The following is a 20,491-nucleotide window of genomic DNA, read 5'->3' as shown; positions in this document are numbered from 1 at the left end:
CCCTCTCGCCCTCCAAGGAGCAATCTGTGACGACAACGGCCACGAGTGAGGTCATCTCGCTGAGAGACATCACGAAGGCGTTCCCCGGCGTCATCGCCAACGACCACGTGTCGCTCGACATCGTCAGCGGGCAGGTGCACTGCCTGCTCGGCGAGAACGGGGCGGGCAAGTCGACCCTCATCAGCATCCTCGCCGGGATGCAGCAGCCCGACTCCGGCACCGTGGCCTTCGACGGCAAGGTCGTCGACATCACCTCGCCCAAGGTCGCCGTCGACTACGGTATCGGCGTCGTGCACCAGCACTCCACGCTCGTCCCCGCGTTCACGGTGCTCGAGAACCTGATGCTCGGCGAATCCTCGATGCTGCAGAACACCAAGCGTGCTGAGCAGCGGCTCGGCGAGCTCGCCGACCTGCTCGGGGTGGAGATCGATCCGCACGCGCTCGCCTCGGACCTCGGCCTCGGCCAGCAGCAGCAGGTCGAGATCGCGAAGGCGATGTGGAAGGGCAGCCGGCTGCTCGTGCTCGACGAGCCGACCTCCATGCTCACCCCGCAGGCCATCGAGCATCTCGGCGAGAGCATCGCCCGGGTCAAGGCCCAGGGCCTGGCCGTGGTGCTCATCACCCACAAGCTCCGCGAGGCGTACGCGATGGGCGACTGCGTCACCATCCTCCGCGGCGGCCGCAACGTCGGCCACATCGGGGTCGAGCAGCTCGCCGCGTACTCCGAGGCCGAGGCGCAGGACGCGATCCTCGCGGCCATGTTCGGCGACGACCTGGCCGCCGTGGGCGACGAGGCCTCCGACCTGGCCGGGGCCGCCGAGGCGACCCGCGAGGTGCGGGCCATCGACTTCGACGACCGCCCGGTGCGGCTGGAGCTCCGCGACGTCTCGAGCCGCGGCCTCGGCCGCGACATCGAGGCCGACGGCGTCACCCTCACGGTCCACGAGGGCGAGATCCTCGGCATCGCCGGCATCGACGGTCACGGCCAGGGCGCGCTCTCCGAGGTCGTCGCCGGCCAGCGGCCGGTGGCATCCGGAACCGTGTTCTTCGACGGCGAGGACATCACGAAGTCCGGAGTCCGCAGCCGTCAGCAGCTCGGCGTGCGGTACGTCACCGACGACCGCTTGCACGAGGGCACGGTCGGCTCGATGTCGGTCGCGCTCAACCTCGTGATCAAGCGGATCGGGCAGCGCCCGTTCTGGAAGTCGGGGCGCATCCAGCCGAAGGCCGTCGACACCGAGGCCGACCGTCTCATCCAGGAGTACGGCATCCGCACCCCCTCGCCCGAGACGCGGGCGGGCACGCTCTCGGGCGGCAACATCCAGAAGATCCTGCTCGCCCGTGAGCTCACGAACGGCGCCAAGCTCGTCGTCGTCAACAAGCCGACCTACGGACTCGACCTCAAGACCGTGCACCTCGTGCGCGAGATCCTGATCGACTTCGCCGCCCGCGGCGGTTCCGTGCTCCTGCTCTCCACCGACCTCGACGAGCTGATCGAGCTCTCGCACCGCATCGAGGTCATCTCGCGCGGCAGCCTCGTCGGCGGAGTCGTGAACGACGGAGTGGGCACCGCGGAGAAAGTGGGCCATTACATGACCGGCGCGATCGAAGGCACCGACTGATGAACGAGACCAGTACAGCCCAGCGGTTCGCGCAGGGATTCGTCCGATCGGTGGTGCCGGTGCTCCTGGCGCTCATCGTCTCGGGCCTGATCATGCTCGCCATCGGCAGCAGCCCGCTCGAGTTCTTCGCGGGGGTGTGGAAGTACGGCATCACCGGCACGAACTGGCAGCGGAGCCTGTCGCTCATGGCGCCGCTCCTGATCGTGGCGATCGGCCTGATCGTCGCCTTCCGCGGGCAGCTCTGGAACCTCGGCTACAACGGGCAGTACCTGCTCGGGGCGGTCACCGCCTCCGGGCTCGGGCCGATCCTGTTCGACGTGCTGCCGGCCTTCCTCGCGACCATCGTGATCTTCGTGGTCGCCGTGCTCGTCGGGGCGGTGTGGTCGCTCATCCCGGCCATCCTCAAGGCGCGCTACGGCACGAACGAGATCATCACCTCGCTCGTCATGTCGTTCATCGCGGTCGGCGTGGTGAACCTCCTGATCAAGGGCATCTTCAAAGACCCCGCGGTCTCGACGCCGCAGACCCCGGTGATCGGCGACGACTACCTGCTTCCGTTCATCCCAGGGACCGAGATCCACATCGGGTTCGTCGTTGCCATCGCGCTCGCGATCGTGGCGCAGTACGTGCTCAGCCGCACCTCGTTCGGCCTGCGCGTCGACATCTTCGGCGCCAGCCCGAAGGCGGCCCGGCACGTGGGGCTCAACTCGACCTGGATGGTGATCCTGCTGTTCGCCCTCTCGAGCGGACTGATCGCGCTCGCCGGCTCGGTCGACATCCTCGGCCAGTTCGCCTACCAGCGGGCCGACTGGGATCCGCGCTACGGCGACGCCGTGATGCCCCTGGTCTTCCTCGCGCGCTTCCGTCCCGTGGCGGCGATCCCGTTCGTGGCCTTCTACGCGGTGCTCGCGACCGGTGGCACCCTCGCCTCGCAGCAGGCCGGGCTGAACGTCGACTTCCTGCTCGTGATCGTCGGCCTCATCCTGCTGTTCATGACCATCACGGAATACCTGGGCAACCGGCGCCAGCTCGGACAGAGCTATCTGCCGGCCGGCCTCCGGCGCACCGTGCTCCAGCCCTTCCGCAAGGAATCAGAGAGGACCTCGGCATGAGCGACATGCTCTCTGCAGCCTTCATCACGGTGTTCATCACCACCGTCATCGCCCAGGCGATGCCCCTCATGCTCGCCTCGGTCGGAGAGACCATCGGCGAGCAGGCGGGCGTGCTCAACCTCGGCATCGAGGGTGTGATGCTCGTCGGCGCGTACGCGGGCTTCGTGGTCACCCTGAGCACCGGGAACTTCTGGATAGGGATGCTCGCGGGCGTGGTCGGCGGCGTGGTCGCGAACCTCGCCATGCTGGTGCTCAACGTCTGGCTCGGCCTCAACCAGATCGTCATCGGCCTCGCGATCACCCTGATCGGCGAGGGCATCACGAGTGTGCTCTACCTGCAGAACTACACGAAGTCGCCCGCGAGCCTGGGCCAGGCGCCGAAGCTCGCCATCCCGGGGCTCGGTGACATCCCCGTCGTCGGGCCGGCGATCTTCCAGCAGTCGGGCATCTTCTGGGTGGCCCTGCTGATCGCGCTCGTGCTCGCCTTCGCCCTGGCGCGCACGAACTGGGGGCTCTCGACCCGGTCGGCCGGCCAGAAGCCGTCGTCGCTGGATGCGGCGGGCGGCAGCGTGATGAGGACACGGTCGATCGCGGTGCTGCTGGGCGGCGGGCTCGCCGGCCTCGGCGGGGCGTACCTGTCGCTCATCACCACGGCGACATTCAGCCCGCTGCTCACGAACGGACTCGGCTTCATCGCCATCGTGATCACGATGCTCTCGCGCGGCCGGATCATCATCGTGATGATCACCTCGCTGATCTACGGGCTCGCGGTGGCGATCGGCCCGGCGCTGCAGGTGATCGGCTTCACGATCCCGGCCGACCTGATCAAGATGCTGCCGTTCCTCATCGTGATCGTGATGCTCATCCTGTTCGCACGGAGTTCCGTGGTTCCGCCGGCCCTCGGCTCGGCCTACACGCGCGGAGCCCGATGACGACGCCTGTCGTGCACGCCACGCTTACAATCGGGGGGACCTCCTATGAATGCCTCCGATGAGAATGCCGAGCCGGACGTGAGTCTTTCCGCAGATGAGACGCCCGACGACCAGGTCGTGGTCGCCGAGCCCCAGCGCACGAAGGGGGTCGACAGCGCGCGTCGCGCCCTGCAGATCCTGCTGGAGTTCAGCGAGAACACGCCGGAGCTGACGGTCGACAACGTGCTCGAGAAGCACGACATCTCGGTGCCGAGCGCCTACCGCTACATCTCGCTGCTGCGCGAGCTCGACCTGATCGAGGAGCGCGAGAAGGGCCGGTTCGTGCTCTCGCCGCAGATCCTGCGGCTGTCACGGGCGGCGGAGTCGATGATCGACTTCCGGGCGCAGGTGCAGCCCATCCTCAACCACATGGCCGAGGAGACGGGGGAGACCGCGCTCTACCTCCGGCGGGTCAACGACTCGGCGGTGTGTCTCGCGATCGCGGAGTCGGATCATCCGATCTCGATCTCGTTCCAGCCCGGCGCGCTGATGCCGCTGTACGGCGGTGCCGCGGCGAAGCTGCTGCTGAGCGAGCTGCCCCCGGCGAAGCTGACCCAGTACTTCAACCGGCTCGGCTCGGCGCTGGCGAAGCCGGCTCGTAAGAAGCTCGAGCACGACCTCGAGAAGCTGCGCGACACCGGGTACGCCGAGAGCGCGGGTGAGGTCGACCGCGGTGTGTGGGCGAGTGCCGCCAGCGTGCACACGAGCGGCATCTCGGTGGGCGCGCTCACCGTGGTGGCGCCGGACTATCGGCTGACGGATGCGCACAAGCAGCACATCGCCGACACGGTGCGGGCGGGTGCGAAGGCCTTCCGCAGCGAGATCGAGCGTCGAACGGGCGCGTAGCCCGGGCTTCCGCCCGCCTGCGCGCCGCCCCTCGCGCCCCGCCCGCCCGGGCACCCCACCCCTCCGCCGAGAAGTCACCTTTACGTCCAAATCCCGGGCGCCCCACCCCCACCCCTCCGCCGAGAAGTCACTTTTACGTCCAAATCCCGCCTTTTGGACGTAAAGGTGACTTCTCGGCGAGGTTGGGGTGGGGGATGGCCCTCAGGGCTGGAGGGTCTCGAGGTCGGCGAGGAGGGAGGGGTGCGTCGGCTCCCAGCCGAGCTCGGCTCGGGTGCGGGCGCTCGACGAGGGCTGGTCCATGGCGAAGACCGGGCCGATGGGGCCGAAGTCCTCGGTCGGGAGCGACTCGACCGGCAGCCCGAGCCGACGCCCGATCACGGCCGCGATGTCGGCCACCGTGTCGGCCTCGTCGGCGACGGCGTGCCAGGCGCTGCCGGCCGCTCCGCGCTCGAGGGCCAGCCGGAACAGCACCGCCGCGTCGAGCGCGTGCACCGCGGGCCAGCGCTGGGTGCCGTCGCCCGGGTAGCCGGCGACCCCGGTCTGCCGGGCGCGCTGGGTGAGCAGGCCGGCGAAGCCGCCGTCGCCCTCGTTGTGCACCGTGCGCGGCAGACGGATCGCGTTCGAGCGCACACCCTGCTCGCTGAGCGCGAGGACGCGGTTGACCGTCTGCCCGCGCCCGCCGACCGGGCCGTCGAGGGGCAGCGGATCCTCCTCGGTCGACAGCCGGCCCTCGACCCAGGGCGTGCCGCTCACGGTGACGAGCGGCTTGCCAGTGCCGATCAGCGCGTCGCCGAGGGTATCGAGTGCAGCTGTCTCGTCGGCGATGTTCTGCATGAGCGCCTCGGGCGAGCTGAAGTCGTTGCCGAAGGCGAGGTGGATGACGCCGTCGGCCCGCGTGGCGACTTCGCGCAGCGTGTCGAGATCCGTGATCCCGCCGTCGACGGTGTCGGCGCCGGCCGCGACGGCCTTGGCTCGGGAGGCGTCTGAGCGGGTGAGGGCCGTGACGGTGTGGCCCGCCGAGAGGAGTTCGGCGGTGACCGCCGAGCCGATGAGCCCGGTGGCTCCGGTGATGAAGACGTGCATGATGACCTCCGAGGGTGATGCGACTGATGTCCCATCACCGTACACCCTGATGGGACACCTGTCGCATCACGTAGACTGGGGTCATGCCCCGATGGAAGCCCGACGGACGCGAGCGACTCGTCGTCGCCGCGCTCGACCTGTTCACCGAGCAGGGCTTCGACCAGACGACGGTCGCGCAGATCGCCGAGCGGGCAGGGCTCACGCGGAGCACCTTCTTCCGTCACTTCAGTGACAAGCGCGAGATCCTCGCCGCCGGCCAGGAGCTGCTCAGTCGATTGCTCGCCGAGGGCATCACCTCGGCACCGCCCTCGGCGACCCCGCTAGAGGCGGTGGCCGCCGGTCTCGACAGCGCGTCGGGCGAGATGACGGAGTTCAACCGGGAGCTCGGCCCGCGCATCCACGCCGCCGTCGAGGCGAACGAGGAGCTGCGCACCCGCAACGCGATGAAGAGCATCGGCATGGCGGCCGCCATGGTCGAGGCCCTGCAGGAGCGCGGGGTGGGCGAGGCGGCGGCGCACGTGGCGGCCGAGCTCGGTGTTCTGGCCTTCAAGACGGGGTTCGCGCGATGGTCCGATCCGGATCGGGATGCGGATGCGCCGGCCGAGCTGGTCACCTACACCCGGGCGGCCTTCGACGAGTTGCGGGCCGCGGCGGCGGAGCTGCGGTAGGGCGGGACGCGCGCCGGGGCTGACTAGGCTGTGCGTTCCTCTTCCCGGTCGCCGTTCTCGAGCTCGTCGTCCCCCTGATCGTCGCTCCCGCCACGCCGACGCGGTGGCTGGCCGCCGAGCGAGAGCGTGGCCGCGAACCCCACCACGAGGAACCCCGCCGCGGCGAAGGCCGAGTAGCGGGTGCCCTCCGAGAAGGCGATCTTCGCGTCATCCGCCACCGAGACCGTCGAGGGGTCGGCCTCGAGCCCCGCGATCGCGGCGCCCGAGCTGTCGACGACCTGCGAGACGAGCTGGTCGCGCGTCGCATCCGGCACCCCGGCGTCCGAGAGGCGCGAGTCGAGCTGTGCGCCCGCGGTGGTGAAGAGCACCGTGCCGAGGATCGCGATGCCGAGCGCCGAGCCCACCTGCCGCGCGGTGCTCTGGGTGCCCGAGGCCTGGCCGCTCTGCTCGAGCGGGACATCCTTGAGCACGACGCCGGTGAGCTGCGCGGTCGCGAGTCCGACGCCGAAGCCGTAGACGAAGAGGAACGGGATGAGCACGCCCCAGACTGTGTCGGGCGCGATCACGAAGCCGAGGCCCGCGATGCCGACGATCTCGGCGGCGAGACCCACGCGCACGATCGCGACCGGCGCGATGCGGTTGCCGAACGCGCCCGCGAATCCCGAGGCGACGAACGAGCCGACCGCGAGGGCGACCAGGATGAATCCGGTCTGCAGGGCGTCGAAACCGAGCACGTTCTGCAGCCACAGCGGGAGCGACAGGATGATGCCGAACTCGCCGAGCGACACGATCATGGCCGCGAGGTTGCCGTTGCGGAAGCTCGGGATGCGGAAGAGGTCGAACGCGAGCATCGTGCTCAGTCCGCGCCGCATCCGTCGCCGGCCCCAGAGCACGAAGCCGACCCCGGCGAGGAGGGTGATCGCGAAGGCGAACGGGATGGGGGAGAGGGCGAACGGCCAGGTCCAGCCGCCGATCGCGGGTGGGGTGTCGGTGAGCCACCAGCCGTAGGTGCGGCCCTCGATCAGGCCGAAGACGAGCGTGGCGCTGGTGAGCACGGAGAGCAGGGCGCCGACGACGTCGATGCGCTGCGGCGCGATGCCCTTCGCATCCTGACGCGACTCGTGCACGAACAGCAGCACCCCGACGACGATGATCACGCCGAGCGGGATGTTGATGCCGAACGCCCACCGCCACGAGAAGTAGGTGGTGAGCCAGCCGCCGAGCAGGGGGCCGACCGCCGTCATCCCGCCGATCGTCGAGCCCCAGACCGCGAAGGCGATCGCCCGATCGCGGCCACGGAAGGTCGCGTTGATCAGCGAGAGCGTGGTCGGGAGCACCATGGCGCCGCCGACGCCCTGGATCACCCGGGCCCCGATCAGCAGATCGCCCGTCGGGGCGAGGGCGGCCAGGATGCTCGCACCGGCGAACACGATCACGCCCAGCACGAGCATGCGGCGGCGCCCGAACCGGTCGGCGAGGGTGCCGAACACGAGCAGCAGGGCGGCGAAGACGAGCGTGTACGACTCCTGCACCCACTGCACCTGGGTCGAGGAGATGCCGAGGTCGTCGATGATCGACGGGATCGCCACGTTCACGATCGTCGAGTCGACGATGATCAGGGCGACGGCGATGCTGATGAAGACGAGGCCGATCCAGCGCCTGCGATCTGACACGGGGATGCTCCTGACTGCTCTTGCCGGCGTGCTTCTGCGTCGGGTTTCGCTAAACAGCTTAGCTACTTAGGAGCTGAGGTGCATCAGGATGCTGTGGTTCGGCCGCCCGCGTCGGGAAGGTCCATGAGTGCGCCGGTCGGCAACGCGATCCAGCCCTCGCGGCGCGCCTGATCGAGCACGTCCTCCTCGGGAGCGGTGGCGCGACCGAGAGCGGCACTTCGGGTCGCAAGTGCCGCGACGACGGCGTCGAAGGCATCACCGGAGGCGATCATCCGCTCGTCCTGGCCCGCGAGATCGAGCCACGGGGCCGCAGCGGCGAGCTGCGCGAGGAGCCGCCGTCGGCTGTCGGGGTCGGTGCGGTAGCCCGCGGTGTCGAGTCCCCAGAGCCGGAGGGACGCGCCCGGGTACACCTCTGCCACGAGGCCGGCGCCCGAGCGGTCGACGTCGAGGTCGCTCTCGCCGAGGCGCGCGAGCAGGCCGGCGCAGCGCATGGCGGTGAGGCCGAGCCGGTCGGTGGAGACGCTGAGCGGCCACCGGCCGGTGAGCTCACGGGCGCGCCGGTCGGTCTCGCGGTAGGCGAGGGTACGGCGCCAGGCCATTCCGCCGTCGATCGTGGTGCCTTCGGGTCGCCCGGCCGCGTGGGCGGAGACGAAGGCGACGAAGGCGTCCGGCCAGCCGAGCGCGCAGTCGATGCCGAGCTTGTCGACGGTCTGGGCGGTCTCGACGATCTGCGCGTCTTCGACCCCGAGGTGGAGCTCGGTGAGGGTGGCAGTGCCGGTGCGGCTGCCGGCGGTGGCGGTCGCAGTGGCTGCGTCGCCCCACGTGATCACCGCGAGCGCCGTCCCCTTCGGCTCGGCGGCGAGATCCACTCCGGCGGTGCGCATGAGCCTCACCCTAAGGCGTCCGCCCTCGCCGAGACGGAGGAGACGGTAGCGTTGAGGGTCGCCGAGGGGTTCGGCCGAGGCTCTAGGAATGGGGATGACGGATGTCTGTCGGTTTGCTCGCGGTCGTCGACGACATCCTGACCGCCGCCTTGAAAGCCAGCGCGAAGACCGCGGGCGTCGTGATCGACGACGCGGCCGTGACCCCGCAGTACGTGCAGGGCCTCACGCCGGCGCGCGAGCTGCCGGTGGTGCGCAACATCGCCCTCGGGAGCCTGTTCAACAAGTTCGTGATCATCATCCCGATCGCCCTCCTGCTGACGGCGTTCGCGCCGTGGGTGCTGCCGTTCCTGCTGATCGTGGGCGGAACCTACCTCTGCTACGAGGGTGCTGAGAAGGTGCTCGAATGGTTCGGCTTCCACCACGGCGCCGGGGAGGCCGAGGAGGACCGTGACGAGCGGAAGCTGGTGTTCGGCGCCATCCGCACCGACCTCATCCTGTCCACCGAGATCATGCTGATCGCCCTCGCGAGTCTCGACGCCGATTTCGGCATCTGGATGACGCTGGGCGCGCTCGCCGTGATCGCGCTCGCGATGACCGTGCTCGTGTACGGAGCGGTGGCGCTGCTGGTGAAGATCGACGACATCGGGCTGCAGCTGATGAAGAACCCGGCGCGCCGGGTGCGTCGCACGGGGGCGCGGATCGTGGCGTCGATGCCGGCCGTGTTCCGGGTAATCAGCGTCGTCGGAACCGTCGCGATGCTCTGGGTCGGTGGCCACCTCGTGATCGCGAACCTCGCCGAGACGTTCTGGACCGGCCCGTACGACCTGTTGCACGTGGCGACGCACGCCGTCGAGGCGGGCGGCCCCGTGGTGGAATGGCTCGTCGACACGGCGATCTCGGCCGTGTTCGGGCTGGTGCTGGGGCTGATCGTGGTGGGTGTCGTGCTCGGGCTGACGCGGGTCTTCCGGCGGAAGCCGGCCGGGGCTGCCGCGCACTGACCTGCGGCGCACTGACCCGCAGCCCACCGGCCTGCGTCCCACCGACCGCCGCGCACCGACCTGCCACACTCCGTAACGCGAGGTCATCCAGCGCCCGATCGCGCGACGCTGCCCTAGCCTGGGGAGCAGTGCGCACGACGAGGCCTCGCGTCCCGACCCGAGACACGCCTGCGACATCCCTGTCCGCGGAGACGCGCCATCGTGGCTCCCCAATTCGAGGAGCACCCTGCCATGACCAGCCTCATGAACCCCTATCTCGTCGGCGGAGACGCCGTTCTCGCCAGGGCGGGGATCTGTCGATGACGAACGTGGACTTCTCGATCGACAGCACTCGTTTCGACGAGGACTACCGCCCGCTTCCCAACTCCCGCATCACGACGAACTTCGCCAACCTCGCCCGCGGCGAGAAGCGCCAGGAGAACCTGCGCAACACGTTCGCGATGATCGACGACCGCGTCAACGAGCTGGCCCGTCTGGCCAAGCTGACGGACGCTGAGGATGACACGACCCCGCGCTACTCGGTCGAACTCGACATCATCTCGGCGAGCGTGGACGTCGACGGCGAAGGCATCCGCGACGCCGTCCCCCTGATCGAGGTGCTGCAGACCACCATCCTCGATCGGCGCACCGGCGAGCGCACCCAGGGCATCGTCGGCAACAACTTCTCGTCGTACGTGCGCGACTACGACTTCAGCATCGTGCTCCCCGCCCACAGCGCGAAGCCGGATACCGCCGGCCTGCCGGACGATTTCGGGGTGCTGCACGGCGACCTGTTCACGAGCTTCCTGGCCTCCGACGCCTACGCCGAGCGCTTCAGCAAGCCCCCGGTCATCTGCCTGAGCGTCTCGAGCAGCAAGACCTACGATCGCACCGAGCTCACGCATCCGGTTCTCGGTGTCGAGTACCGCCAGAGCGAGTACTCGCTGACGGATGCCTACTTCGCCAAGATGGGCCTGAAGGTGCGCTTCTTCATGCCGCCGAACAGCGCCGCTCCGCTGGCGTTCTACCACCTCGGCGACCTGCTCGCCGACTACAGCGACCTCGAGCTGGCGGCCACGGTCGCCACGATGGAGACCTTCCAGAAGATCTACCGGCCGGAGATCTACAACGCCACGACCCCGGCCGGGGCGTCGTACCGGCCGAGCCTGTCGAACCCGGACTTCACCGCCACGTCGATCGTCTACGACCGCGAGGAGCGCAGCCGGCTCGCGACCGAGCAGGGCAAGTTCGCCGAGGAGCACTTCATCAATCCACACAAGGCCGCGCTCGACGAGTGGTCGTCCCGCGTCCATCGTCAGCCCGTCGACGTGCAGGGAGGCCGCTCGTGACCACGTTCTTGCCCACCTCGACCGCCGGCAGCCTGCCCAAACCCTCCTGGCTCGCCGAGCCCGAGAAGCTCTGGTCGCCCTGGAAACTGGATGGCGAGCAGCTGACCGAGGGCCGGCGGGATGCTCTTCGCCTCTCGGTCGCGGACCAGCATGAGGCGGGCATCGACATCGTCAGCGACGGCGAGCAGACCCGCCAGCACTTCGTGACGACCTTCATCGAGCACCTCAGCGGGGTGGATTTCCATAACCGTGAGACGGTCAGGATCCGCAATCGCTACGACGCCTCGGTGCCGACCGTCGTCGGGTCGGTCACCCGCGAACATCCGGTCTTCGTCGACGACGCCCGGTTCCTCCGCGCGCAGACCGACCAGCCCATCAAGTGGGCGCTGCCGGGCCCGATGACCATGGTCGACACCCTCTACGACGCCCACTACGGGAGCCGCGAGAAGCTGGCCTGGGAGTTCGCGACCATCCTCAATCAGGAGGCCAGGGAGCTGCAGGATGCGGGGGTCGACATCATCCAGTTCGACGAGCCCTCCTTCAACGTCTTCTTCGACGAGGTCAACGACTGGGGGGTCGCCGCTCTGGAGCGCGCGATCGAGGGCATCACGATCGAGACGGCGGTGCACGTCTGCTACGGCTACGGCATCAAGGCGAACACCGACTGGAAGGCGACCCTGGGCGAGGAATGGCGTCAGTACGAGGCGATCCTCCCGAAGATCCAGGCCTCGGACATCGACATCGTCTCGCTGGAGTCGCACCACTCGCACGTGCCCATCGACCTGATCGAGCTCATCCGGGGCAAGAAGGTGATGGTCGGGGCGATCGACGTGGCCAGCACCACCGTCGAGACGCCGGAAGAGGTCGCCGACACCCTGCGGAAGGCGCTGCCTTTCGTGGATGCCGACAAGCTCTACCCCTCGACGAACTGCGGCATGGCGCCGCTGCCGCGGAGCGTCGCGCGCGGCAAGCTCGCCGCGCTCGGGGCGGGTGCGGCGTTGCTGCGGGAGGAGCTGTCGTAGGAGGCCTGGCGAGAGGTTGCCACGCGCTTCGCGCTTCGCGTTCCTCGAGGATGACCGTGGCTGGTTCGCCGAGCTCGGGTCAGCGCTCCGGGCGCGCGTGATCAGGCGGCCGGGCGCTGGACGGCCGGGCGCTGGATGGTGCGACGGCGGGTGGTCGGGATCGGCGTCTGCGCGGTGTCGACCCAGCGCGGCGGGATGAGGTGGGGCACTCCTGCCCGCATGGTCAGTCTCCAGGACGATCTATGCAGGTGCGAGTGGTGGAAGTGGCAGAGCAGCACACCGTTGTCGATGTCGGTTCGACCCGGTGGATGATCGTCGGAGACCCATTCCTCGGCGTGGTGCGTCTCGCAGAACGACGGGGGTCTGTCGCAGTCGGGCCACACGCATCCGCCGTCTCGGGCGGCGAGGGCCCGGTTCTGGGCCCCCGTGAAGAGCCGCTTCGCCTTGCCGTGGTAGAGCACCTCGCCCCGGTCACCGAACAGCGTGGCGGCGATGGGGGAGTGGCAGCGCAGCTGGGCCACGGCGGAGGCGGGAAGGGGCTCGTCGACGCCGTCGATCCACCCGACTCCGCGCCCCGACTCGAGGTCGTCGAGGGTGATGTGCACGTTGACGGTGGTGGAGGCGCCGTTGATGCGGGGCATGTCGGGGGTGCCGGCGGCACGTGCGATGAGTTCGGTGACGGTGTCGGCGTTCTTCTGCGCCTGTGTGCGGGTGTCGGCGGTCACGGTCTGTGCGGCGAACTCGCCCTCGGTGACGAACCTCGGGCCGCTGCCGCTGCCGCTGCTGTGCGAGCCGTGCACGCGCGGGCTCTGCATCGCCTGGATGCTCGCCAGCCACACCCCGCCCTGCTCGGGCGTGAGAGCGAATCGCCCGCGGATCATGCCGTCGCCGGCCTGCGCGATGGTGAGCGAGCGCTGCTGCCGGTGCACCTCATCCCTCGGCTCGGCCCCGTCGGGGTCGATCACCTCGCGGAGGTGGATGGCGAGCTTCGACGCCTGATCCGTCGTCAGGCGATGCCTGACGGTCTCGTCGACGAGCGTCTGCTCGGCACTGGCCACGACGTCGGGTGAGCACCCGCGCTCGGCGAGCCCGCCGCACTGCGTCACGATGATCGACGCGGTCGCGACGGCGAGGACCCCCTCGTCGAGCCGCTGGGCGACGAGAGGGAACGGGGCCGGACCTTCGCCCCCGCCCAGCAGCACGGCGCCGCGGAGCCTGCGCCCGATCTCGAGCCGCTTCTTGCTCTCGCGCGCCGACGTGCCCGTGACGCTCGCGACGAGCGTGACCGGGCTCGTGAAGTTCTGCGACCGGCTCAGCCCCTCGTCGCCGAGCTCGCTGCGCGACCGGATCTCGACCTCGCCGGCGACCCGCACCTGGCCCGCTTCGACGACGCGCCCGACGGTCTCGAGGGCGGCCATGAGATCGAGCAGCTCGTCGTCGGTCAGCCTCGCCAACTCGGACCCGACCCCGCACACGACCCCGCGGAGATCGTGGGCGATCTCGCGGAGTCGAGTGGATGTCTGCATGCTGAGATTCTATCAGTTATGCCTGATCAAAGCTCGTTTATTCGAGCTGGCCGACGAGGATTTTCGGCGGGTGATCACGCCCGATCGACCGTGATGTTCGAGGTGCCCCTCGCCTGCCAGGCGCAAGCCCCTCAGCTGTCCCGCAGAGCCTCCGCCGGGTGCACCCGGCTCGCGCGGCGGCCCGGCAGGATCGACGCGAGCACCGAGAAACCGACCGCTCCGCCGAGCACCGCCACCACGAACCACGGTGACAGCACCGGCCCGCTGAATCCCTGCACGCCGAAGGTCGAGTTCGCTCCGACGAAGCCGTAGAGCACGCCGAGCAGCAGGCCGAGCACCGCACCGATGCCGGCGACGACGACGCTCTCGACGAGCACCATCCGCCGGGCCTGACGCGCGGTCAGCCCCACCGAGCGCAGCACCGCGATCTCGCGCTGCCGTTGCAGCACCGAGAGCGAGAGATTGCTGCCGAGCCCGATGGCGGCGACGAGCACCGAGAACGCGGTGAGCACGTAGACCACGATGAGCATCACGGTGATGAACTGCGACACCTGCTCGAGCTCGATCGCGTCGCCGAAGTAGGCGCGGGTCTGGGCGAGGTACATCTCGCCGGCGACCGTGAACATCGTCACGAGCGTCACCCCGATCAGCACCGACACCACGGTGCGCGCCGTACGCACGGGGTTCGCCCGCAGGTTCGCGCCGGCCAGCAGATCGGAGCCGCGACGGCCGAGCAGACGGGTCACGCCGCCCACGATCGGCGCGGTGAACGCAGGCGCCCCGAGGATGATGCCCACGATCGAGAGCACCCCGCCCGGGAACGCGATCAGCAGCCCGAACGGCGACACCAGCCCGGCGATCACGCCGAGCGCGAGAAAGCCGCTGCCCACGACGGCGAGCACGATCCCCGCGATCCCGCGTCGACGCTGGGCCGGGGCGGGCAGCTGGGTGCTGCCGGCGTCGCTGCGGGCGCCCTCGGCGGGGGAGACGCGGGCCACGATCTTGGCTCCGCTCGAGGCGGCCAGGGTCGAGACCGCGAGGCAGACGACGGCGGGCACGATCACGAGCTGCGGTGTCCACGCGAACTCGAGCCCCGCGCCGAACGAGGCGTTCAGGATGCCGATGGCCGCCACCGAGACGAGGATGCCCGCGGCGATTCCCGCGATCGCTCCCGCGGCGCCCACGGCGAGTCCGTCGATCCGCGAGGCCCGCTTGATCTGGGTGGAGGTAGCCCCCACCAGCCGCAGCAGCGCGATGTCGCGCCGGCGCCCGGCGTAGACGGTGGCGAAGGTGCCGGAGATGACGATCGCGGCGGTCAGCACCGCGATCCCGAGGAAGGCGAGCCCGACAGAGGTCAGGGCCGCGCGCACCGGAGCCGCATCCTGCATCCCGGTCGTCGACAGCATCCGTATAAAGACCTCGATCGTCTCGAGCAGCAGCACCGCGAACGCGGCGACCACCGCCACGACCGCGACGCCGGCGGCGTACCGCCCGGCGGTCTCGCGCAGCTCGCGCAGTGCCCAGAGCCTCATTCGGCCACCGCCGGGGTGGTCGAGGTGGGGAGTGCGGTCGTGTTGCCGCTCGGCTGCACCCCCGCGATGCCGGCGATGTGCGCGGCGCCGTGCCCGTTCATCCGCCCGCTCACGCGAGCGCTGATCTGCTCGGCGGTGCCGCCGGCGAAATCGTCGATCACGGCGCCGTCGCTCATCAGGATGACGCGGTCGGCCACGCTCGCGGCCCGCGGGTCGTGCGTGATCAGCACGACGGTCTGCCCGTACTCGGTCGACGCCGAGCGCAGCAGCCCCAGCACCTCGTCGCCCGAGGCACTGTCGAGCGCGCCCGAGGGCTCGTCGGCGAAGATCACGTCGGGCCGGGTGACGAGGGCGCGGGCGATGGCGACGCGCTGCTGCTGACCGCCCGAGAGCTGGTGCGGGCGGTGGCTGAGGCGCTCGGTGAGGCCGAGGCGCGTGACGACGGCGCGGATCCACGCTTCGTCGTCGGCGCTCGGCCGCGACCCGGCGAGCAGGAACGGCAAACGGATGTTCTCCTCGGCCGACAGCGCCGGCAGTAGGTTGAAGGCCTGGAAGACGAACCCCATCCGCTGCCGTCGCAGCAGCGTGAGCGGTTCGTCGCGCATGCCGGTGATCTCCTGCTCGGCAAGCCAGACCTGCCCCGACGTCGGGGTGTCGAGCCCGGCGAGCACCTGCAGCAGGGTCGACTTGCCGGATCCGCTCGGGCCCATGATGGCGGTGACCGACCCTGCGGCGACGTCGAGGTCGACGCCTCTCAGGGCGTGCACGGGCGACTCGGGGGAGCCGAACATTTTGGTGAGGTTGCGGGCGACCACGGCGCGGGTCTGAACGGTGTTGGGTGCGGAAGTGCTCATGGGGTCCACGGTAGGGATCCGTGGTTGGGTGCCGAATCGGCCTCCGGGACCATCTGTTCTTGGGTTCCGGCTGTCTTATGGTCCTGGGGTATGACGTGGTTGGGCTGCCGTCACGGGGTTGCTCGCGGGGCGCCGGACGCGGGGTGGGTTTTCCCGGCGAGTGATCTCCGGCGTTCGCTTCGCGACCGCTGCCAGACCCAGCCAATCACTCGCCGGAAAAACCCACCCCGCGCCCGCCTCTCGCCTTCGGCATCGGCTCTCGCCTTCGGCATCGGGATGGGGTTGGGATCCCGTTATGCCGTGGCGGCTCACTTCAGGTCTAGGCGGGCTTGGGGCTAGCCTGAGCGTTCAGCAGCTGACTGTGGGGGACGCGCATGGATGCAGGACCGACCGAGAGCACGCCCGGCCACACCTCGCGCTCGCGGCGCAGCGATTCGAAGCCGAAGATCCCCGGCTACTTCGTCGGTACGGGTGCTCTGGTGGCGGGAGGTGTCGTCTTCATCGGCTCCCTGGTGGCGCTGACTGTGACGAACACCGGCAGCTATGGTTTCTGGGGGTTCCTGATCCTGATCGGTCTCGTCATTGCGATCCTTGCTGCCTTCGGGACGGCGTTGGTCGGTCTCATCGTCTTCGCGATCGCGCGCACGGCCCCTATGCCGAAGTCCCCGGCCAGGTGGTCCCTGCTCATCGGAGCTCTCTGCGCCGCACTCGGCACAACGATCGTGCTCGTCTTCCAGGCATTCACCGGGATCATCGCGCCCTTCACCCTCGCGGGCGTGGCGGGCGCGCTCGCCGCCGGTGCGGCCTCCGGGGCCAGTGCGTGGAAGAACAGGCCCGGCCGTCCGCCGCTTCCGGACAACGAGCTGCTCGAACGGCGCACGCCGTTCTGATCAACAGAGCAGCGGCAGGCGCAGGCCTCCATTAGGCGACCGACTCCAGGATCGCCGAAGTGCGGCCCGCGCCGTCCCGCACACGCTCGCAGGCCTCGGGGTCGGGGTGCTCCGTCAGCTCGATGACGTCGTCGAGGCGGCGGCGGGCCTGTTCGAGGTCGGCGATCACGGTCGTGATGCGGTCGCGCTCGGCGTAGAGGCTGCCGAGCATCTCGGGCGGCGCGTGCCCGGTGTCGACGCAGGGGAGCAGGAGCGCGATCGTGCGACTCGCCAGCCCCGCCGAGAACAGGTGCTGGATGAGCCGAACCCGGTCGACGGCCGGCTCGTCGTAGAGGCGCTGTCCGCTCGGCGTGCGCTCCGAGTGCAGGATGCCCTGCTCCTCGTAGTAGCGCAGGGCGCGCGTGCTGACTCCGGCCCGTTCGGCGAGCTCGCCGATCCGCATGTCGCTCATAGTGCGTCCGTTCTTTCTGTCGAGCCGGCCGAGCCGAGCAGCCCGCAGCCAAACCCGAGCAAACCCGACCCTGTTCGCCGTGAGCGTGAGGGCTCGACTTGCCCTTGACGTCAACGTGAAGTCTTAGCGTAGTCGACGGATGGCGCCCCACAGGCGGTCGCCCCACGAAAGGACACCCATGAACATCGCAGGATCCGTCGCCCTGGTCACCGGAGCCAACCGCGGCATCGGCCGCAGCTTCGTCGACGAGCTGCTCGAGCGCGGCGCGGCCAAGGTCTACGCCGCCGTGCGCCGCCCCGAGACCGTCGCCGAGGGCGAGTTCACCGACCCGCGCGTCGAGGTGCTGCGCCTCGACCTGCTCGACGAGGCGTCGGTGACGGATGCGGCGGCGCACGCCACCGACGTCACCCTCCTCGTCAACAACGCGGGCATCACCACCGGCGCCAACCTGCTGGGCGCGGACGACCTCGCCGGCGCGCGCCGCGAGCTCGACACCCACTTCTGGGGAACGCTCGGCGTGATCCGCGCCTTCGCACCGACGCTGGCGGCCAACGGCGGGGGAGCGATCGTCAACATCAACTCGGCCCTGTCGTGGTTCTCGACCAACGGCGCCAACGGCTACGCCGTCGCGAAGGCGGCCGAGTGGGCGATGACCAACGGCGTGCGCCTCGAACTCGTCGGCCAGGGAACCCTCGTCCAGGGCGTGCACCTCGGCGCGGCCGACACCGACATGATGGCCGGTTACGACGGCCCGAAGATCACCCCCCGCTTCGTGGCGGCCGCGTCGCTCGACGGTGTGGAGGCTGGGGCGATCGAGGTCCTGGCCGACGACTGGTCGCGCCTGGTGAAGGCGTCCCTGTCGAAGGACCCCTCGGAGTTCTACGCCGAGGCGCTCGCACCCCGCGCCTGACGCGAGGCCGAAGCAGAAGCCGAGGCCGAACCCGCGCCCATACCCCCGCCCGGCCGCTCACCCCCTCCACCCGCCAGCAGCCGATGCGCCGGCCGCTCCACGAACCGATGCAGCACCCAAGCTGCCCCGAGCGCGACGGCGAATGCGACCAGCGCGAGCCCCGTGGCATCGAGTGGGTCGATCTGCGGGTGACCGTCCGGCCACGGCGACGAGATCGACGCGATCACCAGCAGATGGATGAGGTAGAAGGAGAACGAGAGCGTGCCGAGCCGCACCAGCAGCGCTGAGGAGAGCGGCGTCGGCACGCCCTCGATGTCGGCGCGGGCGAGGGCCGCGATCAAGAGGGCGTAGCCGATCACGGTGTAGCCGGTCGCGGCCCAGGGCGAGTCGTCGGACGCCGAGGCCACGGTGTAGCTGATCAGCGCGATCGGCAGAGCGACGGCCAGCCTCGGGCCGCGCCACTTCTGCTGCCGCACGAGCAGGGCGACGACGATGCCGACCACGAATTCCGGCAGGCGCATCACGGGCGTGCTGTACGCCGAGACGTCGCCCGGTATCGACGGGGCGACCAGCGGTGCGAGCCACACGCAGAGGATCATCTCGGCGCCGACCACCCAGAGCCAGCGCGCGGGCACGCGGGTGAGCATCCGGATCAGCAGGGGGAACAGGAGGTAGAAGAACGCCTCGCAGACCAGCGACCAGCTGACCGGGTTGCCGGCCTGCCACCACGACGAGCGCCAGCTGCTGACGAGGAAGATGTTCGCGACCACCGAGGCGGGCTCGGGAGAGCGGATGACCGGGATCAGCGTCGCCGCCGCAACGAGTGCCACGCCGACCGCGACGACGTGGGTCGGCCAGATCCGCGCGAACCGCCGTCGCCAGAAGAGGAAGGGGTTGGTGCCGGGCCGATACGTCCAGGTGAGCACGAACCCCGAGAGGATGAAGAACATCGACACCCCGGTGCCGCCGGCTCCGAACAGGGCCGAGAGGACGTCTCGCCCGGAGCCGAAGTACTGCACGGCGATGATGTGGAACCCGAACACGACGAACGCCGCCGCCCACCGCAACCCGGTCAGCGATCGCAGCACGGGCGCGGACGCCGCGATGTCGGGGGAGAACGTCACGCGGCGCCTCGACGATCGCGGGTCGCGAGCGGTATGGCTCTTCTGCCGCTGAGGCGGATCAGCTCTGGACCCGCTCGAACCAGTCGCGGATGACCTCGGCGAACGCAGCGGGCTGCTCGACCCACGGCATGTGGCCGGCCTCCGCGATCACCTCGAACCGCGACCCGGGAAGAGCGGCGTGGGCACGCCCTCCCTGAGACACGGGGTCGCACTGGAAGTCGTCGTCGCCGTACACGAACAGGGTCGGGGCGGTGATCCGACCGAGCTGGGGGAGGAGGTCGTCGCTCTGGAAGCCGGAAGCCTCCGCGTACGCCAGAACAGAGTCGTCGAACTCCATCACGCCGAACGCTGCCTCGGCGAATTCCGGGTCGTGGAAGTAGAACGCTCCCGATGCGGCGATGATCTCCTGGATGCTCGGGCGCGCTCCGCCTCCCTGCCCGCTCATGAGCGCCATGGCGTCATCGATGTAGGTGGGGTGCTCCTGGTAGAAAGGCCGGCTCCGGCGCTCGTTGATGCGTCGGATCATCTCGCCCATCCGCACGTCGTCGAGCGAGACGTTCGCGTCGATCGCGATGATGCCGAGCAGCCGGTCGTCGTGCGCGATCCCGTACCCGAGGGCTTGGTGGCCTCCGGCGGAGTGGCCGGCGATGAACACCCGGTCGAGACCCAGGTACTCCCGGAAGGCGTCGATGTCACCGACGTAGTGCTGCAGCGTGTACTGCATCGCATCCTCGGGGCCGGTCGACTTGCCGCTGTGGCGGGTGTCGAAGTACACCACCGTGAATCGCTCCTCGAAGCCGGGCATCGGGATTTACGACTTCACCGACGGGCCCCAACCGGGTGAGGGGAAGAGCAGGACAGGTCCGGCCCCTCTGACCGTGCAGTGCAGGGTGAATCCGTTGACCTCGGCGAAGTGCTCGCCGGGCGTCAGGGTCGTGTTGGTGCTGTCGCTGTCGATGGACATTGCGGTTTTCTCCGTCCGGGTCCGGCGATTCAT

The 20,491-nt window shown here is 69.6% G+C and carries 20 protein-coding genes; 10 read left to right on the top strand and 10 right to left on the bottom strand.

Annotation, left to right across the window (positions count from 1 at the left end; genetic code table 11):
• Nucleotides 1-26 precede the first annotated feature (26 nt).
• The 4 genes from HSO01S_RS15295 (at nt 27) to HSO01S_RS15280 (ending at nt 4,551) form a co-directional block, all read left to right on the top strand.
• A complete protein-coding gene (locus tag HSO01S_RS15295) occupies nt 27-1,622 on the top strand; it encodes a putative B6 ABC transporter ATP-binding protein (RefSeq protein WP_066043085.1) in 1,596 nt (531 codons plus the stop codon).
• Complete coding sequence (locus tag HSO01S_RS15290; protein ID WP_066043083.1) at nt 1,622-2,734, top strand: putative B6 ABC transporter permease subunit 2; 1,113 nt, start codon at nt 1,622-1,624, stop codon at nt 2,732-2,734. The genes HSO01S_RS15295 and HSO01S_RS15290 overlap by 1 nt, the downstream gene beginning before the upstream one ends.
• Nucleotides 2,731-3,666, top strand: coding sequence for an ABC transporter permease (locus HSO01S_RS15285; RefSeq protein WP_066043082.1), 936 nt, complete (start codon nt 2,731-2,733; stop codon nt 3,664-3,666). The genes HSO01S_RS15290 and HSO01S_RS15285 overlap by 4 nt, the downstream gene beginning before the upstream one ends.
• A 78-nt stretch (nt 3,667-3,744) precedes the next feature.
• A complete protein-coding gene (locus HSO01S_RS15280; RefSeq protein WP_169799993.1) occupies nt 3,745-4,551 on the top strand; it encodes an IclR family transcriptional regulator in 807 nt (268 codons plus the stop codon).
• Between the two features lie 201 nt (nt 4,552-4,752).
• On the opposite strand, the gene HSO01S_RS15275 is transcribed toward HSO01S_RS15280, so the two are convergent.
• Nucleotides 4,753-5,634 (bottom strand): SDR family oxidoreductase, encoded by an 882-nt coding sequence (locus HSO01S_RS15275; protein ID WP_066043078.1) that lies wholly within the window; start codon nt 5,632-5,634, stop codon nt 4,753-4,755.
• An 83-nt stretch (nt 5,635-5,717) separates the two neighbouring features.
• Between HSO01S_RS15275 and HSO01S_RS19540 the strand changes: the two genes are divergently transcribed.
• Nucleotides 5,718-6,302, top strand: coding sequence for a TetR/AcrR family transcriptional regulator (locus tag HSO01S_RS19540; RefSeq protein WP_066043076.1), 585 nt, complete (start codon nt 5,718-5,720; stop codon nt 6,300-6,302).
• Between the two features lie 23 nt (nt 6,303-6,325).
• Here the strand turns inward: HSO01S_RS19540 and HSO01S_RS15265 are convergent, their stop codons facing one another.
• Together HSO01S_RS15265 and HSO01S_RS15260 are read right to left on the bottom strand one after the other, a co-directional pair.
• Entirely contained in the window at nt 6,326-7,975 is a 1,650-nt protein-coding gene (locus HSO01S_RS15265; RefSeq protein WP_066043074.1) for an MFS transporter, read from the bottom strand.
• An 83-nt stretch (nt 7,976-8,058) separates the two neighbouring features.
• Nucleotides 8,059-8,859: a DUF429 domain-containing protein gene (locus HSO01S_RS15260; protein WP_066043073.1), complete on the bottom strand. Its 801-nt coding sequence runs from the start codon at nt 8,857-8,859 to the stop codon at nt 8,059-8,061.
• A 101-nt stretch (nt 8,860-8,960) separates the two neighbouring features.
• On the opposite strand from HSO01S_RS15260, the gene HSO01S_RS15255 reads away from it, so the two are divergent.
• The 3 genes from HSO01S_RS15255 to HSO01S_RS15245 all read left to right on the top strand — a co-directional run bounded on the left by HSO01S_RS15255 (nt 8,961) and on the right by HSO01S_RS15245 (nt 12,207).
• Complete coding sequence (locus HSO01S_RS15255; protein WP_066043071.1) at nt 8,961-9,857, top strand: DUF808 domain-containing protein; 897 nt, start codon at nt 8,961-8,963, stop codon at nt 9,855-9,857.
• A gap of 299 nt (nt 9,858-10,156) precedes the next feature.
• Nucleotides 10,157-11,185, top strand: coding sequence for a putative oxygenase MesX (locus HSO01S_RS15250; RefSeq protein ID WP_066043069.1), 1,029 nt, complete (start codon nt 10,157-10,159; stop codon nt 11,183-11,185).
• Nucleotides 11,182-12,207: a methionine synthase gene (locus HSO01S_RS15245; protein WP_066043067.1), complete on the top strand. Its 1,026-nt coding sequence runs from the start codon at nt 11,182-11,184 to the stop codon at nt 12,205-12,207. Before HSO01S_RS15250 ends, HSO01S_RS15245 begins: the two co-directional genes overlap by 4 nt.
• 101 nt (nt 12,208-12,308) lie before the next feature.
• Here HSO01S_RS15245 and HSO01S_RS15240 read toward each other — a convergent pair whose 3' ends face one another.
• The 3 genes from HSO01S_RS15240 to HSO01S_RS15230 all read right to left on the bottom strand — a co-directional run bounded on the left by HSO01S_RS15240 (nt 12,309) and on the right by HSO01S_RS15230 (nt 16,119).
• Complete coding sequence (locus HSO01S_RS15240; protein ID WP_066043065.1) at nt 12,309-13,733, bottom strand: HNH endonuclease signature motif containing protein; 1,425 nt, start codon at nt 13,731-13,733, stop codon at nt 12,309-12,311.
• A 131-nt stretch (nt 13,734-13,864) separates the two neighbouring features.
• Entirely contained in the window at nt 13,865-15,265 is a 1,401-nt protein-coding gene (locus tag HSO01S_RS15235) for an ABC transporter permease (RefSeq protein ID WP_066043063.1), read from the bottom strand.
• Nucleotides 15,262-16,119: an ABC transporter ATP-binding protein gene (locus tag HSO01S_RS15230; RefSeq protein ID WP_084361731.1), complete on the bottom strand. Its 858-nt coding sequence runs from the start codon at nt 16,117-16,119 to the stop codon at nt 15,262-15,264. Before HSO01S_RS15230 ends, HSO01S_RS15235 begins: the two co-directional genes overlap by 4 nt.
• A 374-nt stretch (nt 16,120-16,493) precedes the next feature.
• On the opposite strand from HSO01S_RS15230, the gene HSO01S_RS15225 reads away from it, so the two are divergent.
• Nucleotides 16,494-17,009: a YhjD/YihY/BrkB family envelope integrity protein gene (locus HSO01S_RS15225; RefSeq protein ID WP_066043062.1), complete on the top strand. Its 516-nt coding sequence runs from the start codon at nt 16,494-16,496 to the stop codon at nt 17,007-17,009.
• Between the two features lie 31 nt (nt 17,010-17,040).
• Here the strand turns inward: HSO01S_RS15225 and HSO01S_RS15220 are convergent, their stop codons facing one another.
• A complete protein-coding gene (locus HSO01S_RS15220) occupies nt 17,041-17,460 on the bottom strand; it encodes a MerR family transcriptional regulator (protein ID WP_245636026.1) in 420 nt (139 codons plus the stop codon).
• A 178-nt stretch (nt 17,461-17,638) separates the two neighbouring features.
• Here HSO01S_RS15220 and HSO01S_RS15215 point away from each other — a divergent pair, with 178 nt between their 5' ends.
• Nucleotides 17,639-18,370, top strand: a complete 732-nt coding sequence (locus HSO01S_RS15215) for an SDR family oxidoreductase (protein WP_066043061.1) — start codon at nt 17,639-17,641, stop codon at nt 18,368-18,370.
• On the opposite strand, the gene HSO01S_RS15210 is transcribed toward HSO01S_RS15215, so the two are convergent.
• The 3 genes from HSO01S_RS15210 to HSO01S_RS18850 are packed head-to-tail and all read right to left on the bottom strand — an operon-like array spanning nt 18,340 to nt 20,458.
• Nucleotides 18,340-19,494: an acyltransferase family protein gene (locus HSO01S_RS15210; RefSeq protein ID WP_066043060.1), complete on the bottom strand. Its 1,155-nt coding sequence runs from the start codon at nt 19,492-19,494 to the stop codon at nt 18,340-18,342. The two genes, HSO01S_RS15215 and HSO01S_RS15210, sit on opposite strands and share 31 nt — an antisense overlap.
• Nucleotides 19,495-19,552: 58 nt before the next feature.
• Nucleotides 19,553-20,299 (bottom strand): alpha/beta fold hydrolase, encoded by a 747-nt coding sequence (locus HSO01S_RS15205; RefSeq protein WP_066043059.1) that lies wholly within the window; start codon nt 20,297-20,299, stop codon nt 19,553-19,555.
• A gap of 6 nt (nt 20,300-20,305) precedes the next feature.
• The gene (locus HSO01S_RS18850; protein WP_157079109.1) at nt 20,306-20,458 is read right to left on the bottom strand and encodes a hypothetical protein; all 153 of its coding nucleotides are present in this window, start codon (nt 20,456-20,458) and stop codon (nt 20,306-20,308) included.
• Nucleotides 20,459-20,491: the final 33 nt, after the last annotated feature.

This window comes from Herbiconiux solani NBRC 106740 (genome assembly GCF_001571005.1).
Lineage (GTDB): Bacteria > Actinomycetota > Actinomycetes > Actinomycetales > Microbacteriaceae > Herbiconiux > Herbiconiux solani.
This window is presented reverse-complemented; position numbering and strand designations above follow the sequence as displayed.

Coding starts and splice junctions, on each gene's coding strand:
- HSO01S_RS15290 (WP_066043083.1), top strand. CDS start 1,622: ATGAACGAGACCAGTACAGCCCAGCGGTTCGCGCAGGGATTCGTCCGA.
- HSO01S_RS15285 (WP_066043082.1), top strand. CDS start 2,731: ATGAGCGACATGCTCTCTGCAGCCTTCATCACGGTGTTCATCACCACC.
- HSO01S_RS15275 (WP_066043078.1), bottom strand. CDS start 5,634: ATGCACGTCTTCATCACCGGAGCCACCGGGCTCATCGGCTCGGCGGTC.
- HSO01S_RS19540 (WP_066043076.1), top strand. CDS start 5,718: ATGCCCCGATGGAAGCCCGACGGACGCGAGCGACTCGTCGTCGCCGCG.
- HSO01S_RS15260 (WP_066043073.1), bottom strand. CDS start 8,859: ATGCGCACCGCCGGAGTGGATCTCGCCGCCGAGCCGAAGGGGACGGCG.
- HSO01S_RS15255 (WP_066043071.1), top strand. CDS start 8,961: ATGTCTGTCGGTTTGCTCGCGGTCGTCGACGACATCCTGACCGCCGCC.
- HSO01S_RS15250 (WP_066043069.1), top strand. CDS start 10,157: ATGACGAACGTGGACTTCTCGATCGACAGCACTCGTTTCGACGAGGAC.
- HSO01S_RS15240 (WP_066043065.1), bottom strand. CDS start 13,733: ATGCAGACATCCACTCGACTCCGCGAGATCGCCCACGATCTCCGCGGG.
- HSO01S_RS15235 (WP_066043063.1), bottom strand. CDS start 15,265: ATGAGGCTCTGGGCACTGCGCGAGCTGCGCGAGACCGCCGGGCGGTAC.
- HSO01S_RS15230 (WP_084361731.1), bottom strand. CDS start 16,119: ATGAGCACTTCCGCACCCAACACCGTTCAGACCCGCGCCGTGGTCGCC.
- HSO01S_RS15225 (WP_066043062.1), top strand. CDS start 16,494: ATGGATGCAGGACCGACCGAGAGCACGCCCGGCCACACCTCGCGCTCG.
- HSO01S_RS15220 (WP_245636026.1), bottom strand. CDS start 17,460: ATGAGCGACATGCGGATCGGCGAGCTCGCCGAACGGGCCGGAGTCAGC.
- HSO01S_RS15215 (WP_066043061.1), top strand. CDS start 17,639: ATGAACATCGCAGGATCCGTCGCCCTGGTCACCGGAGCCAACCGCGGC.
- HSO01S_RS15205 (WP_066043059.1), bottom strand. CDS start 20,299: ATGCCCGGCTTCGAGGAGCGATTCACGGTGGTGTACTTCGACACCCGC.
- HSO01S_RS18850 (WP_157079109.1), bottom strand. CDS start 20,458: ATGTCCATCGACAGCGACAGCACCAACACGACCCTGACGCCCGGCGAG.